The organism is Paraburkholderia sp. UCT70, assembly GCF_050434085.1.
Lineage (GTDB): Bacteria > Pseudomonadota > Gammaproteobacteria > Burkholderiales > Burkholderiaceae > Paraburkholderia > Paraburkholderia tuberum.
On record NZ_JBNPVZ010000002.1, the window covers coordinates 2301573 to 2316598 of the forward strand.

The following is a 15026-nucleotide window of genomic DNA, read 5'->3' on the forward strand; positions in this document are numbered from 1 at the left end:
GAATGGATGTCCGTCGGGGTTCATCGCCACAACAGCAGCGACGCGCCGCTGAACAGCGCAGCGAACATCGCGACCCGGAACAGACTCGGGTGCCACGTCAAGCGATAGAAGCCGAGCCTCGCCAGCACGAGATCGAGGACGACAAAAAACAGCACGCAGCCCGCGAGAATCGGCAGCAGGCCGGGCACGAGCAATGAAAAGAGGTCAATTTCCCCCGGCATTGGCCACTCCCTGCGCTGCATGATCGGGCGGCGTCGACACGTAGCCGCCGCCCAGATCCTTCATCAGCAGCGCCCATGCATCGAGGCGTTTGGCCTGAATCGCCGCGAGGCTTTCTTCCTGTTGCAACTGTTCGTTCTGCGCCGCCAGCACGTTCAGGAATTCGGTGATGCCGCTCCGATAACCGGTGTCAGCAAGCTGGAAAGATTTGCGCGCCGACTCCAGCGTGTTCTCGACCGATGCCTGCTGCTGCTCGAGCGAGCGCAACGACACCACCTCCGCCGCGACGCCCTGCATCGCGTTCACGATGCTCTGGTTGTACGCGTCCACGACGGCATCGCGGGAGGCCACCGCGACGCCGTAATTGCCGCGACGCCGGCCGCCGTCGAACATCGGCAGCGAGATCGCCGCGCCCACACCGTGGCCCACGCCGTCGCTATTGAGAAAGTTAAGGAAGCCGCCGAAGGTCGCCGCCGACCCCAGCGACGCTGTCGCCAGCAAGTTGATGTCGGGATAGAAATCCGCGTGCGCCGCGTCGATGCCCTTGTCCGCTTCGAGCACACGCCAGCGCCCCGCCACCACGTCCGCGCGATGCCCGATCAACTCGGCCGGCAACGATGCCGGCAAAGTCACCGGCACGCTCAGCGCGAGGCTGGGACGGCGCAGCGAATCGCCGTAACCCGGCCCCTTGCCGGCGAGCCCGGCGATGCTGATGCGCTCGAGCGCAAGTTGCTGTTGCGCCTGCTGCACCCGCGTCGTGCTCATCGCGAGTTGCGTCTGCGCCTGGCTGACCTCGAGTCCGCTGCCGACGCCCGCGTGCCAGCGGCGCATCGCGATGTCGAGGGTGCGCTGCTGTTCGGTTTGCACGGCACGGTAGACGTCGAGCAGTGAATACTGCAGCGACAACTGAACATAGCTGCGCACCACGGCGGTCTGCAATTCGACCTCCGCGAAACGCGCGTCCGCGGCCGTCGCGTGCACATTGTCCAGCGCGCCTTCGCGAATCGCGCGCGACTTGCCCCACAGATCGAGATCATAGGAAAGGTCCGCCTGGATGCTGTTGCTCCACACCGTCGTGCCGCCCGGCGGCGCCGGGGTCGTGTAGCGCGCATAGCGCCGGCGCTCGAAGCTGCCGCTCGCATCGAGTTGCGGCAACTTGGCGGCGCCGGCGATCTGCGCCTGGAAACGCGCCGCATCGATCCGCTCTTCGACCGCGCGTAAGCCGGGATTGCCCTCAGTCGCGTCCTGCACCAGCGTGTCGAGTTGCGGGTCGTTCCATTGACGCCACCAGCCGCCCGCCGGCCATTTCGCATCGGCTTGCGTGGCGCGCAGCGCGGCGCCTGGATCGAGCGCGGTCGGGTCGATCATCGATTCGTGCGTGTGAATCCCTCCGCTCGTGATGCAGGCCGAGAGCAACAGCGCAGAGGCGAGCGCGGTGGAAAGCGCCCGGCAGGTTGCGCGCACCGGCAAGGCCAGACAAGGCGCTTTCATACCTGCACCTCCGGCTTTTGCCACAGCGCCAGGGTCTCGTCACGCAGCGTCAGTTCGGTGAAATGCAGCAGCGCCCGCATCCGGTAGCGCGTGAGCGTCATTGCGTCCACCGCGATGTTTTCGCCGAGCGGCAGCATGTCCAGCGCGCGCCGCGTCGCTGTCAGCGCGCCCTCGGCGGCCTGCGGCGTGGCCGCCGTGAACACCTCGGCGAGCGCCGCCAGCCAGGCGTCCTGCTCCGCAGGCCAGCCCGTCGGCAAGGCCGCGCCGATCTCTTGGGTATCGAGGCGCATCTGGATCATCGAACGGCCGATCTCCAGCGCGGCGAACGCCCAGCCGATCAGATGATCGCGATTCACGCGCGCGTCGAGCGGTGACGACGCGATCTGCAGGATGAAATCCCGCAGGCTCAGTTCGAATGCGTACAGCAGGTCGTCGAGGTCGGCCTCGCGCGCGTCGTGCGTAATCAGTCCGCGAATCTGCTTCATGTACTGCGCCGAGATCCAGTCGCCCGCCCGCGGCACGAGAACCGAGAACGCGACGGCGGCCACCGCGATACCGCACAGCAGCGCAAAGCCGGTGTCGAGATACACGCTCGGGTTGTAGACCGTCGGATTGGTGATGCCGACAGTGAAACAGAAATAGAGGCTGAAGCCGAGCCCCAGAATCGCCGTCTTCGCGAACGTGTTCAGATAACTGCCGACCATCACGACGATCGCCATCGACGCAGCCAGCAATTCGAACGTATCGATACGCGGCAGAATGAAGAAATTTAGCGCGAAACCGGCGAGCCAGCCGCCGAGGCAACCGCCGAAAATCTGCCAGCTCGCGACCGCGGGATTGGGCGCGAGCGCGAACAGCGCACTCGTAATCGCCACCGCGACGATCGCGGTCGCGCCGCCCACCCAGCCTGACGCGATCCACGCCGCGCCGACCACGAGCACGGCCACCGCCGCGCGCGCGCCGGCAATCGTCGCGGACGTGCGGTTGGCGCTCGCTCGTGTTCGGCCGATGCGGCTGATTGCCTGAAGCACCGATTGCGGCCACGGCAGACGGCCGACCGTGCGTGCATCCACGTAGCTTCGGCACATCATGCGCAGATCGGCGATCGAAAAGAACAGCGCGGCACCTGTGGTCGCAACGAACTGACGCTGATGCGGCGAGAGATCCGCAAGGGATTGCAGCAGGCGGCCCAGGCGCGCAGGCAAATCCCGCTCGAAAGCGCCGAGTTGGCGCGACAAAGTCCCGACCTGTTCCGTCGTGATTAGCCCCGATTGCGCCTCGTTCGGCACGATGGCGAGCAAGCCGTCGATCAATTCATCGGCTGCGGCGAGCACGCGCGGATCGGCTTCGGCGGCGACCCTTGCCTTCAATTGATGCAGCGCATGAATCCACGTGACGGTGTCGAGAACGCTCCGGTCGAGGTCGAGATAGACATGGTTGTGCAAACGGATCGACGGGTCCTCGAACACCGCCCCGCTGCGCAGACTTTCGACGCCGACTCGCTCGCGAATCAGAACGAGAAACGTGTCGAAGCCGGCGACGCTCGTCGCACGGTCGAGCATCGTGTGCATCGCGTTCAACAGGTCCGTGAAATTCTTGCGACTCGACGCATAGAGCTCAGGCACGACCGAGCGTGGGAACACCACCGCACTGATCAGGCATGCAGATGCCACGCCGATCACGACCTCGCTGACGGTGAACACGACGTTGTCGTAGACGCCGTAGGGATTGGACCAGACCGGTATTGCCGTGATCGCCGTACCGTACCCGGTCAGCACGAAACCGTACGACTGGAAATTGCGGTAGTACGAGGCGCCGAACACACACACGCCGATCCATACGGCCAGTACGCCGAGAAATAGCAGCGGCTGCTGAGGAAAAAACGTGATGAGCAATAGCCCTGCGAAGCTGCCGCACACCATGCCCAGCCCACGATAGAAACCACGCGCGATCACCATGCCGCTTTGCTCATGCATCATCACGATGACGCAGGAGACCATCGCCGTGGCCGGCGTGCGCAGTTCGAGGCGCATGCAGAGACCCATCGCGAGCGTCATCGCGATCGCCACCTTCGCGATATGCCGGAAGCGTGGGCCATCATCCATCCAGTAGGTCTTGAGCTCCTCCCGCCATCGAGGCAGGGCGGCGCTGCTGGCATCTGCTTGCCGGGTCATCGGGTTCTCGTCTGTCGCTTGACATGCACTCGTGGGCGGACACGCAGGCACCCTGGCCTCGTGATTACCGCGATATTCGCTGGGCGTAGTCTGCGACAGGCGGAATGGCCGGCTTTTCGGATTCGCACGCTTTTTGCACATGCGCTGGGTGGTGAATGTAGTTGATGCGCCGCCTGCGAGCGCCGTTCAAGCGCCGTTCGGGCGGGCGCCCGGAATTCCGGACGCCCTGACATGCCGCAACCGTCCTCGCGCGGTTAGCGCAAGTTGGTGCGCGCCAGTTCGACGATCTCGTCGCCGCGTCCGTTGAGGATCGCGCGCAGCATATAGAGGCTGAAGCCCTTGGCCTGGGCGAGTTCGACGGAGGGCGGCATCGCGAGCTCGTGCTTGGACGTAACGACGTCCACGAGCGCCGGGCCAGGATGGTCGAACGCCTGCTTCAGCGCAGCCGCCACATCTTCCGATTCCTCGACGCGGATGCCGAAAATGCCCGCGCCCTTCGCGATTGCCGCGAAGTCGGTCTTGGCGAGATCGACGTTGCTGTCGAGGTAGCCACCCGCCTTTAACTCCATCGAGACGAAGCCGAGCAGGCTGTTGTTGAACACCACCACCTTGATCGGCAGGTCGAGTTGCCGCGCGGTGAGCAGATCGCCGAGCAGCATCGAGAGGCCGCCGTCACCGGACAGCGACACGACCTGCCGCCCCTGGTTCGCGCCCTGTGCGCCGAGCGCCTGCGGCATCGCGTTGGCCATCGATCCGTGACTGAACGAGCCGTGCAACTGGCGCTTGCCGTTCATCGTCAGATAGCGGGCGGACCAAATGGTCGGCGTGCCGACGTCGGCGGTGAAGATCGCGTCGTCGCTCGCGGCTTCGTCGATCATCTTCGCCAGATACTGTGGGTGGATCGGGCGGCCGGGGCCGGCCGGCGTCGCCAGGTCGTCCAGACCCTTGCGCGCCGACGCGTAGTGCTGGCGGGCGTTATCGATGAAACCGCGGTCGGTCTTGCGCTGCAGCCTGGGCAGCGTCGCGGCGACGGTCTCCTTCACCGTGCCGACCAGGCCGAGCGCGAGCGGCGCGCGATGGCCGCGCTGCGAGCCTTTCGAGTCGACCTGGATAATCTTCGCGTCGGCGGTTTGCGACTCTGCCGGACAGTCCTGCCCGCTTGGCGAGGCAAGTGATCCGAAGCAACTGCACCCCTGCGCATGCCAGAGTGCGCCGAGGCTGGTCGCCGCGCGCAACTGAAATGAACGGCATCCTTGCACGAGCGCCCAGTCCAGCGCCGCGACCAGACAGGCGTCTGCGTGCCGCACCACCATCTTGGACAACCCGTCGCGACGCGCGTTTCACACGCACTGCGCCAGCGAACGATACCGCAGCGTCGCCTAGCCAGACCAGGCTAATCTTTGTATGATGCGTCCCAACATACTGGGTACTCAACAAGCCATGCCGAGAAAAGTACGGACGGTCGAGACAGCGCAGAGCGAGATGCATGAGCGCGAGAAGCCCGTCACGCGCCGGCTCGCGCCTGAAGTCCGGGAACGCCAGATCGTGCTGAAGGCCGTCGACCATTTCGCCACGCATGGCTTTTCCGGCAGCACCCGCGAACTCGCGCGTCAGCTCGGCGTGACGCAGCCGCTTCTGTACCGCTACTTTCCCAGCAAGGAAGCATTGATCGACCGTGTGTACGAAGAGGTCTATCAATGGGACTCGAGTTGGGAACGCCTGATCAGGGACCGCTCGATTCCAATCCAGGAACGTATGGTCAGGTTCTACTCGTCGTATTCCGAGGTGATCTTGCGACGCGAGTGGATCCGGATCTTCATCTTCGCCGGCTTGACGCGTGAAGGCATCAACTCCAAATATCTGGCTCGGCTGCGTGAGCGCGTCTTTCTGCCGGTCATGGCGGAAATCCGCTCGGCCTACGAGCTGCCCGCGCCCACCGGCGCGAAACAACGCGAAATCGATCTGGAGCTGATCTGGAGTCTGCACGCGAGCATCTTCTATCTCGGCGTGCGCAAATGGATCTACGGCCTGCCGGTGACGGACGACATCGAAGACCACATCGCCCGTCAGGTCGACGCATTTCTCAACGGCGTGCCCGCCGCGCTCGGGCACTCTTCGAAAGAGTTCGCCCGCGCGAAAACCAGCTCCAGGGCCTGACTCCGGCCCACCGCGCGGTCCGCATGGCTGCCCGCGCCGGACTCCGCGCCACACCTCGTAGCAACGCCGGCCAGCGGGCCGGCCGTCCCTTTCCGCTCTCATTGCACTCGTGCCGCCCGCGTATTTCAGGGTAAACACCTGCGATACGCCGCTTTCTCCTGCTCGTGCATTCACCTACAATTTATCCATCGATCACTAATCGATCGATAAATAGCAGGAGTCGAAGATGCCCGTTACAAAACTTGCCCACTACTCGATTCGCACCACCGATCTCGAGCAATCCTGCCGCTTCTACGAGCGGATCCTCGGTTTCAGGCAGGGCTACCGTCCGCCCTTCGACTTTCCGGGCGCATGGCTCTACAAAGGCGGCGATGAAGCCGACTTCGGCACGGTCCATATCATCGGTACCGATCCGAACAACCCCGCCGGACTCACCGCATATCTGGGCGACAAGACGTTGCCCACGAGCGGAACCGGCACCGTCGACCACATCGCGTTTCTCGCCACCGGCGTCGAAGCAATGTGGGACACACTGAAGGCCGAAGGCATCGCCTGGCGCGATCGCACGGTGCCGAGCCTCGGCCTGCATCAGGTGTTTATCGAAGACCCGTCCGGCGTGACCGTCGAACTCAACTTCCCCGCCGAAGAAATCAGCCGCCACACCGAAGCACAAGCGGCCATCGCACAATCCGCCATCAACGCAGGAGAATGACCATGACCCAAAGTTCTGCGCGTAAAAGGGCGATCATCGTCGGCGGTTCGCTGGGCGGGCTGTTCGCGGCCAATCTGCTGGTGCGCAACGGCTGGGACGTCGACGTGTTCGAACGCGTTCCGGATGAACTGGCCGGACGCGGCGCCGGCATTGTCACGCACCCCGAACTATTCGAGGCACTCGCGGCAGCCGGTATCGAATATGACGACTCGATCGGCGTCAAGGTGCAGTCGCGCGTGACCTTCGCCGAGAACGGCGACGTGCTGTCCGAGCGCGATCTGCCGCAAACGCTGACCGCGTGGGGCAAGATGTACCACGTCTTGCGCGCCGCGCTTCCGGATGTTCATTACCACGCCGGCGGCACGGTCGCCTCGGTGCAGGACGGTCCCGGTCAGGCGGTCGTCACGCTCGGCGATGGTACGGTACTGCATGCCGACATCGTGATCGCGGCAGACGGTTTCAAGTCGTCGATCCGTGAGCGTTTTCTGCCTGACGTCAGGCTTCAATACGCCGGTTATGTCGCATGGCGTGGCCTCGTCGACGAAGCCGCGCTGTCGCGCGAAACCCGCGAAGCGTTGTTCGAGAAGTTCGCGTTTTGCCTGCCGCCGCGCGAGCAGATTCTCGGCTATCCGGTTGCCGGCCAGGGCAACAGCACGACGCCGGGCGAGCGCCGCTACAACTTCGTCTGGTATCGCGCGACCAGCGAAGAAATTCAGTTGCCGAACCTGCTGACCGATGCGGCCGGCAAGCGCTGGGTAGGCGGCATTCCGCCCACACTGATTCGCCAGGACGTACTCGCCGACATGGAAGACGCGGCGCTCACGCTACTCTCGCCGCAATTCGGCGAAGTCGTGACCAAGGCCGCGCAACCGCTCTTCCAGGCCATCTTCGATCTCGAAGTACCGCAGATGGCGTTCGGCCGGATCGCCTTGCTTGGCGATGCCGCATTCGTCGCGCGGCCGCATTGCGGCATGGGCGTGACCAAGGCAGCCAGCGACGCCATGGCGCTCGTCAAGGCGCTCAATGCGCACAGCGGCGTGCAGGACGCGCTCTCGGTCTACAGCAATGAACGCACCCAGGTGGGCACAGCAATCGTGCAGCACGCACGCCACCTCGGCGCGTACATGCAGGCGCAATTGAAGAACGAAGTCGACCGTGAAATGGCCGAGCGCTATCGCACGCCGGACGCCGTGATGCGCGAAACCGCGGTACCCGCGCGCTTCTGATATTCATTGCAGTGATGGCAGCTCCGAGCTGCTGTTGCCGCACCCAAAGAGAAGCCGTTTCGAAAGGAGACAAAGTGGAACATGGCGCCCCAACCTATTCGATGAGCGCGCAGTACGCCGCCACCGACCCGCCGCCTCCCGCGGCGAATCCGCTGCTCGACGATCCGCGCTTTCGCACGCTTGTCCGCAAGCGGCGCACCTTCTCGTGGATTCTGACGGTCCTGATGCTGGCCGTGTACTTCGCCTTCATCCTCACGCTTGCGTTCGCGCCGGCGCTGCTCGGCCAGCCGATTGTCGAAGGTTATCCCGCGACATGGGGCATTCCCGTCGGCTTCGGCATGTTCGTCTTCACGTTCGTGCTGGTCGCGGTTTATGTAGCGCGCGCCAACACCTTGCATGACCGCGCCGTGAATGGAATCCGGCAAGGAGTACGGCAATGAATCGACTCTCTCATTCGCGCAATCCGCTCGTCAGCGCAATGTTGTCTGGCGCGTTCAGCGCGTTCATCGCATTGCCGGCCGCTGCCGCCGAAAGCGCGGCGCCGACGCGCTCGCACAATCCGATCGCAATCGGTATGTTCCTGCTGTTCGTCGCGTCGACGCTGTTCATCACGCGCTGGGCGGCGAAGAAGAACAACAGCGTATCCGACCACTACGCGGCAGGCGGCAAGATCACTGCGTTCCAGAACGGCTGGGCAATCGCGGGTGACTATATGTCCGCTGCGTCCCTGCTCGGCATTTCCGCGCTCGTCTTCACGAGCGGCTATGACGGCCTGATCTATTCGATCGGCTTTCTCGCCAGCTGGCCGATCATTCTGTTTCTGATCGCCGAGCCACTGCGCAATCTGGGCCGCTATACGCTCGCCGACGTGGTGTCGTACCGGTTGCAACAACGGCCGGTTCGCGCCTTTGCCGCGTCGAGTTCGATCGTGATCGTGCTGCTCTATCTGGTCTCGCAGATGGTCGGCGCCGGCAAGCTCGTCGAATTGCTGTTCGGCTTCAACTACACGGCTGCCGTGGGCATCGTCGGCGTGTTGATGGTGGTATACGTGTTTTTCGGCGGCATGCTCGCCACCACGTGGATCCAGATCATCAAGGCAGCGCTGTTGCTGGCGGGCGCCGCGTTCATGGCATTCATGGTCATGAGCCGCTTCGGCTTCAGTATGAATGCGCTGTTCTCGCAGGCAATTCTCGCGCACCCGAAACATGCGGCGATCATGAGCCCGGGCGGTCTCGTATCGGATCCGGTGTCCGCTGTCTCGCTCGGTCTCGCGTTGATCTTCGGCACGGCGGGCCTGCCGCACATCCTGATGCGCTTCTTCACGGTGGGCGACGCCAAAGCCGCTCGCAAGAGCATTCTGTACGCAACGGGGATTGTGGGCATCGGCTACGCGCTGATCATCATCATCGGCTTCGGCACGATCGCGCTGGTGGCGACCGATCCGCAATATCACATCGCCTCGGGCGCGGTGGTCGGCGGCGTGAACATGGTGGCGATCCATCTAGCGCATGCAGTGGGCGGCAACGTGTTTCTCGGCTTCATCTGCGCAGTGGCGTTCTCGACGATTCTCGCGGTAGTTGCCGGATTGACGCTCGCCGGTTCCTCGGCGGTTTCGCACGATCTGTACGCCAACGTGATCCGGCGCGGCGCCGCCACGGACCGCGAAGAAATGCACGTATCGCGGATCACCACGCTCGTGCTCGGCGTGCTCGCGATTCTGCTGGGCATCGCATTCGAGAAGCAGAACATCGCGTTCATCGTAAGCCTGACTTTCTCGATCGCGGCCAGCTCGAATTTCCCGGTGCTGCTGCTCTCGATCTACTGGCGCGGACTGACCACGCGCGGCGCGGTGATCGGCGGCTCGCTCGGTCTGATCTCGGCGGTGGCCTTGACTATCCTCAGCCCGACCGTCTGGGTCCAGGTGCTCGGTCACGCGCATGCGATCTATCCGTACGAATATCCCGCGCTGTTCTCGATGATCGTCGCCTTCGCCGGCGTGGTGTTTTTCTCGATCACCGACACCTCGGCACGCGCAGCCCGCGAGCGTGCGTTGTACGGCAACCAGCTCGTCGACTGCGAACTGGGCATGGTCAAGCACGGCTGACACCCGACATTCGAAACCTATAACGGAGACTGACGCATGGATTGCAGCTGCTGTATTTCACCGAAGCGCCGGCGCTTGCTCAGAACGATGGCCGCACTCGCCGGCGGCCTCGCCGCGGGCGTGCCGGCCACGGCCGCCACCACGAATTCCGCCGCAGGCGTTGCAGGCAAAGCCGGCGCCGCGGGCAAAGGCCGCTCGATCGATATTCACGCGCACTACTACCCCGAGAGCTATTGCGAACTGGTGGGCAGCGAAGGCGCAAAGTTCGGCGGCAAATTCACGTGCAACGCAACCAGCTTCAGCTTTCAGACGCCCGCCGGCGGCCTCGGCCCCCTGCCGCTGAAGTTCATCAAGATCGACGAAAGGCTCGCCGACATGGACGCCTCCGGTGTCGATATGCAAGCGCTGTCGTTGAGCGTGCCGATGGCGTACTGGGCCGACCGCACTTTCAATGCAAAACTCGCGAGAACGTGGAACGCGTCGGCATCCGCGATACACGAGCAGTATCCGAACCGTTTCGTCGTACTGGCCACGCTGCCGATGCTGAACGCGCACGACGCGATCCACGAACTCGAACACGCATGCGGGTTGCCGGGCGTGCGCGGCATCTACATGGGGACCAACATCAACAACCGGGATCTCGACGACCCGCTGTTCGAGCCGGTCTTCGCACGCATCGAACAACTGGACCTGCCGGTGTTTCTGCATCCGCAGCAGACGGTCGGCGGCGCGCGACTCGGCGACTACTACCTGAGCAACCTGCTGGGCAATCCGTTCGACACCGCGATTGCCGGCTCGCATCTGATCCTCGGCGGCGTGATGGACAGGCATCCGAAGCTGAACATCACGTTGCCGCACGCCGGCGGCGCATTGCCGATCCTGATGGGCCGCATCGACGCAGGCTGGACGGTGCGCCCCGAAACGCGGCGGCTCGCACAGAAGCCGAGTAGCTACCTGCGCCGCTTCAATTACGACACGGTTTCGCATTCCGGTCCCGTGCTCGACTTCCTGATCCAGAACATCGGCATCGACCGGCTGGTGCTCGGCAGCGACTACTGCTTCGACATGGGCTACGAGCAGCCGGTCACTTTCCTCGATCGCCTCGACCTTCCGCCCGAGCAAAAGAATCTGATTCTCGGCGGCAATGCGACACACCTGCTGAAGATTTAACGCAGATCGCCCGCCCCTACCACGGCGGGCATCTGTTCGATTACCGAGGCGGGAATCATGGCGGCGGCATTCGCCGGCGTGCTGATTTTATTAATTGTCCTGAAGCGGGAAGCAGCCGCCAGTTCGTACAGGCATCATTCAGCCGTGACACGCCAAGATTCGATCAAACGAAAAGCCAACCTCAAAGGCCCACGGCTCGCGCAATCGTTCGGACCGGGTTCGCCATGACGCGTCAACGGCCGGCGTTTTCCTCCTGCCTCCTGCCAACCGTCGGGAATCCCTATACGTGCGGATGAGAAGCGTGAATGCATGAGTGACAGCGCGAGCCCAATGTAGGGATAGCGCAAGGCCGCCGCGGATCGTATTGTTTCCATATCAGGCAAGACGTGTTGTCGGAATCAACCCGATCAGGAGGTCACAGCGGCTATGGACAGAATCTTCAGCATGCGAGTGTTTTCGCGAGTCGCGGAAACCGGTAATTTCAGCGCAGTTGCCAAACATATGGACTGCAGCGCCGGCAATATTTCACGCGCGGTGGTATCGCTCGAAGAGCATCTCCACACGCGACTCCTGCAGCGCACCACGCGCAGCGTCTCACTCACCGAGTGTGGCGAGCGCTATTACCAGCGCTGCAAGAAAATCCTCGCCGATATCGACGACGCCGATGCGGAAGCGAGCGACGCGCACACGCTGCCGCGCGGCAAATTGCGGGTGCATGCCGTGCCCGACATCGGCCTGAAACAGTTGACGTCCACTATTGTCGAATACCGGCACGCCTTTCCCGCGGTGTCGGTCGATCTGAAACTGCTGCCGCATATGGCGAATCTGATCGAAGACGAGTTCGACGTCTCGATCGTGTCCGCTTCGTCGTTACCGGATTCGCGCAATGTGAGCCGGCTGATCGGCCGGTGCGAGCGTATTCTGGTCGCCGCGCCGGACTACCTCACGCGGCATCCGATCCGCACCATCGCCGATCTGCCGAATCACGCGCTCATGCAAACCAGTTCGTCCTTCGATCCGCCCGCCGAGTGGCCGTCCGAGCTTGCCGGCGATGCCGCGGGTGAAACGGAGCCGGCCGGGCATTTCGTCGTCAACAATATGCAGGCATTGCGGGTTGCCCTGCTGGCGGGCGCCGGCGTGGGCGCCGTGCCGACCTATTCGGTTGTGGACGAACTCAGGGAAGGCAAACTGGTTCAACTGTTTCCAGAGTATCCGCTTCAGACCACCAATGTGTTTGTGGTTTATTCGTCCCGTCAATTCGTCGATGCGAAGATAAAGACCTTCGTTGAATTTCTGGTCGTGGCGCTCAAACAGAAAATCGATTTGCGAATTGCGAATCTGGCGCCGGCGGCCGTGCACACACCCGCTCAACTGGCGCTTCAGCCTTGAAGGAAAAGGCTCTGCGAACACCGCCGAGTTAAATTATCGCTTGCAACGTCCAAACCTGAACGAAAATTAATAACCCTCGTAAATAATTCCCGCGATAATCGCGGTACTCCGCTGGGTATTACCATCTCTTGATTTTGGCAACGCGAACGGGCTTGTCTTCCTGATTGCCCGCATTTTTCAGATTCGCATGGCTGAAGGCCTGCTTGCCGCGTGGTCACGTTTGAAGCGAAACCGGCACCCGATGCCGTCGCGTCCGCTGAGAACGATTCGCAGTGCAAATTCGCAATGACAACGTCCCGCAGTGAATCCTTCTGCGCCGAAATGCCCTACGCTTCAGTCATCCCACGTGAGCGCCCCGGCTCACCTGACACCAACATCCCACCGCGTGCCGTGCGCGCGTGAAGCCAGGCAGGCTTCAGTCATCAGGAAACCGTTATGTGGATCGTCAGACTCGCCTTGCAGCGACCGTATACGTTCATCGTACTGGCCGTCCTGCTTTTCAGCCTCGGTCCGGTTGCGATCATGCGCACGCCTACGGACATTTTCCCCAACATCGACATTCCGGTAGTCAGCATTGTCTGGTCGTGCAACGGCTTTTCCGCCGAAGAAATGGCGCACCGGATCACCTCGAACTACGAGCGCGCGCTGACCACGGACGTGGACAATATCGAACACATCGAATCGCAATCGCTCAACGGCGTCTCCGTCGTGAAGATCTTTTTTCACCCCGGCGCCGACATCAATCGCGCGATTGCCGAGGCCGCGTCGAACTCGGCTTCGATCTTGCGCGTGCTGCCGCCGGGCACGCTGCCGCCGAACATCATTACGTATAACGCGTCGACGGTGCCGGTGCTTCAACTGGGACTGTCGAGCAACACGCTTCCTGAACAGACGCTATACGACCTCGGCAACAGCTTCATCCGCACCCAGCTCGCGACCGTGCAAGGCGCGGCCGTACCGCTGCCGTTCGGCGGCAAGATCCGCCAGATCATGGTCGAACTCAATCCGCAGGCATTGCAGGCGAGAGGCCTCGCACCCGCGGACGTGGTCACCGCCGTGAATGCGCAGAATCTGATCCTGCCGGGCGGCACCGCAAAGATCGGCACGAAGGAATACAACGTGCAGATGAACGGCAGCACCAACACGGTCGCCGCGCTGAACAACCTGCCGATCAAGACAATCGGCGGCGGCGTGGTCTACGTGCGCGACGTGGCGCACGTGATCGACGGTTATGCGCCGCAAACCAATATCGTGCGCAGCGACGCCAAGCGCGCGGCGCTGCTGCAGGTGGAGAAAACCGGCAGCGCCTCGACGCTCACGATCATCCAGCAGGTCAAGGACATGCTGCCGAAGATCGCGGCGGGGCTGCCGAAGGCGCTGGTCATCACTCCGCTGTCGGATCAGTCGGTGTTCGTGAAGTCGGCGATCACCGGTGTGGTGCGCGAGGCAATGATCGCGGCGTGCCTCACAGCCGTGATGATCCTGCTGTTTCTGGGTAGCTGGCGCGCCACGCTCATCATCGCCGCGTCGATTCCGCTTGCCGTGCTGACCTCGCTGATCGCACTTTCCGCGCTTGGCGAGACCATCAACATCATGACGCTAGGCGGCCTCGCGCTGGCGGTTGGCATCCTCGTCGACGACGCCACCGTGGCGATCGAGAACATTACCCATCACCTCGAGAACGGCTAGCCCTTGCACGATGCAATCCCGAATGGATCGGGCGAAATCGCCGTGCCGACCTTTGTGTCGACCTTGTCGCCGCGGAACTATCGCTCAGGCTCACGCAGAACGGTTATCGGGCCGGCGCGGTGAGTTACCTCGATGTCGTCACCGAGCAGACCATCGCGCTCTCCAACGAGCGCACCGAAGCGCAAATTCAGGCGCGACGCGTGAAGGCAAGCGTGCAATTGCTGAAAGCACTCGGCGGCGGCTGGGACCGCGCAACACTGGCATTGTCGCAAGGCACCGACTGATTTCGTAGCGGCGCCGCCTTGCGAATTGGGAAGATAGACCGCTTTGCCTTTGCGACACTCGATTTTCGCGAACGCGACTGACAACCCGCGTCGCATTCCACGCAACGACATCATCGTGATAGCTACCAGAGAGGTGAAAAAATGAGTCAGGACAACACCGTCATTTCCGTATTTTCGAGCCACGACGCCGCTGACGAAGCCGTCAAGGAATTGAGCCAGAACGACTTCGACATGACCAAACTGTCGATCGTCGGCAAGGGCTATCACTCCGAGGAACATCCGGTCGGCTTTTACACCGTCAGCGACCGCATCAAGTCGTGGGGCACGACCGGCGCGTTCTGGGGCGGCATCTGAGGCCTGCTGCTGTCGCCGGCGCTGTTTCTCGTACCCGGTCTCGGTGTGGTCGGCCTT

General features: G+C 62.9%; 12 protein-coding genes and 3 pseudogenes. 11 read left to right on the forward strand and 4 right to left on the reverse strand.

Annotation, left to right across the window (positions count from 1 at the left end; all coding sequences use genetic code 11):
* Nucleotides 1-20: 20 nt before the first annotated feature.
* The 4 genes and pseudogenes from OKW41_RS12890 to OKW41_RS12905 all read right to left on the reverse strand — a co-directional run.
* On the reverse strand, nt 21-221 hold the full coding sequence (locus tag OKW41_RS12890; protein WP_429572736.1) for a DUF1656 domain-containing protein: 201 nt from the start codon (nt 219-221) through the stop codon (nt 21-23).
* Entirely contained in the window at nt 205-1710 is a 1506-nt protein-coding gene (locus tag OKW41_RS12895; protein WP_429572737.1) for an efflux transporter outer membrane subunit, read from the reverse strand. The genes OKW41_RS12890 and OKW41_RS12895 overlap by 17 nt, the downstream gene beginning before the upstream one ends.
* Nucleotides 1707-3884: an FUSC family protein gene (locus tag OKW41_RS12900; protein WP_429572738.1), complete on the reverse strand. Its 2178-nt coding sequence runs from the start codon at nt 3882-3884 to the stop codon at nt 1707-1709. The genes OKW41_RS12895 and OKW41_RS12900 overlap by 4 nt, the downstream gene beginning before the upstream one ends.
* Nucleotides 3885-4138: 254 nt before the next feature.
* Nucleotides 4139-5005 (reverse strand): annotated as a pseudogene (locus OKW41_RS12905) (thiamine pyrophosphate-dependent enzyme); the annotation flags it as partial.
* A gap of 361 nt (nt 5006-5366) precedes the next feature.
* Between OKW41_RS12905 and OKW41_RS12910 the strand changes: the two are divergent.
* The 11 genes and pseudogenes from OKW41_RS12910 to OKW41_RS12960 all read left to right on the forward strand — a co-directional run bounded on the left by OKW41_RS12910 (nt 5367) and on the right by OKW41_RS12960 (nt 14969).
* Nucleotides 5367-6041 carry a TetR/AcrR family transcriptional regulator gene (locus OKW41_RS12910; protein ID WP_429573399.1) on the forward strand — a complete coding sequence of 225 codons (675 nt, stop codon included), beginning with the start codon at nt 5367-5369 and terminating at the stop codon, nt 6039-6041.
* Nucleotides 6042-6267: 226 nt separating this feature from the next.
* Complete coding sequence (locus OKW41_RS12915; protein WP_429572739.1) at nt 6268-6753, forward strand: VOC family protein; 486 nt, start codon at nt 6268-6270, stop codon at nt 6751-6753.
* 2 nt (nt 6754-6755) lie between these two features.
* Nucleotides 6756-7979, forward strand: coding sequence for an FAD binding domain-containing protein (locus OKW41_RS12920; protein WP_429572740.1), 1224 nt, complete (start codon nt 6756-6758; stop codon nt 7977-7979).
* Between the two features lie 101 nt (nt 7980-8080).
* The gene (locus OKW41_RS12925; RefSeq protein ID WP_429573400.1) at nt 8081-8419 is read left to right on the forward strand and encodes a DUF485 domain-containing protein; all 339 of its coding nucleotides are present in this window, start codon (nt 8081-8083) and stop codon (nt 8417-8419) included.
* A 38-nt stretch (nt 8420-8457) separates the two neighbouring features.
* The gene (locus tag OKW41_RS12930) at nt 8458-10083 is read left to right on the forward strand and encodes a cation acetate symporter (protein WP_429573401.1); all 1626 of its coding nucleotides are present in this window, start codon (nt 8458-8460) and stop codon (nt 10081-10083) included.
* A gap of 87 nt (nt 10084-10170) precedes the next feature.
* Complete coding sequence (locus tag OKW41_RS12935; RefSeq protein WP_429572741.1) at nt 10171-11253, forward strand: amidohydrolase family protein; 1083 nt, start codon at nt 10171-10173, stop codon at nt 11251-11253.
* Nucleotides 11254-11310: 57 nt separating this feature from the next.
* Nucleotides 11311-11481: a hypothetical protein gene (locus tag OKW41_RS12940; RefSeq protein WP_429572742.1), complete on the forward strand. Its 171-nt coding sequence runs from the start codon at nt 11311-11313 to the stop codon at nt 11479-11481.
* A 198-nt stretch (nt 11482-11679) separates the two neighbouring features.
* Nucleotides 11680-12642 carry a LysR family transcriptional regulator gene (locus tag OKW41_RS12945; protein ID WP_429572743.1) on the forward strand — a complete coding sequence of 321 codons (963 nt, stop codon included), beginning with the start codon at nt 11680-11682 and terminating at the stop codon, nt 12640-12642.
* Nucleotides 12643-13077: 435 nt separating this feature from the next.
* Nucleotides 13078-14400: pseudogene (locus tag OKW41_RS12950) on the forward strand (efflux RND transporter permease subunit); the annotation flags it as partial.
* Nucleotides 14400-14615, forward strand: a pseudogene (locus OKW41_RS12955) (TolC family protein); the annotation flags it as partial. The pseudogenes OKW41_RS12950 and OKW41_RS12955, both read left to right, overlap by 1 nt.
* Nucleotides 14616-14756: 141 nt before the next feature.
* Nucleotides 14757-14969: a general stress protein gene (locus tag OKW41_RS12960; protein WP_429572744.1), complete on the forward strand. Its 213-nt coding sequence runs from the start codon at nt 14757-14759 to the stop codon at nt 14967-14969.
* Nucleotides 14970-15026 lie beyond the last annotated feature (57 nt).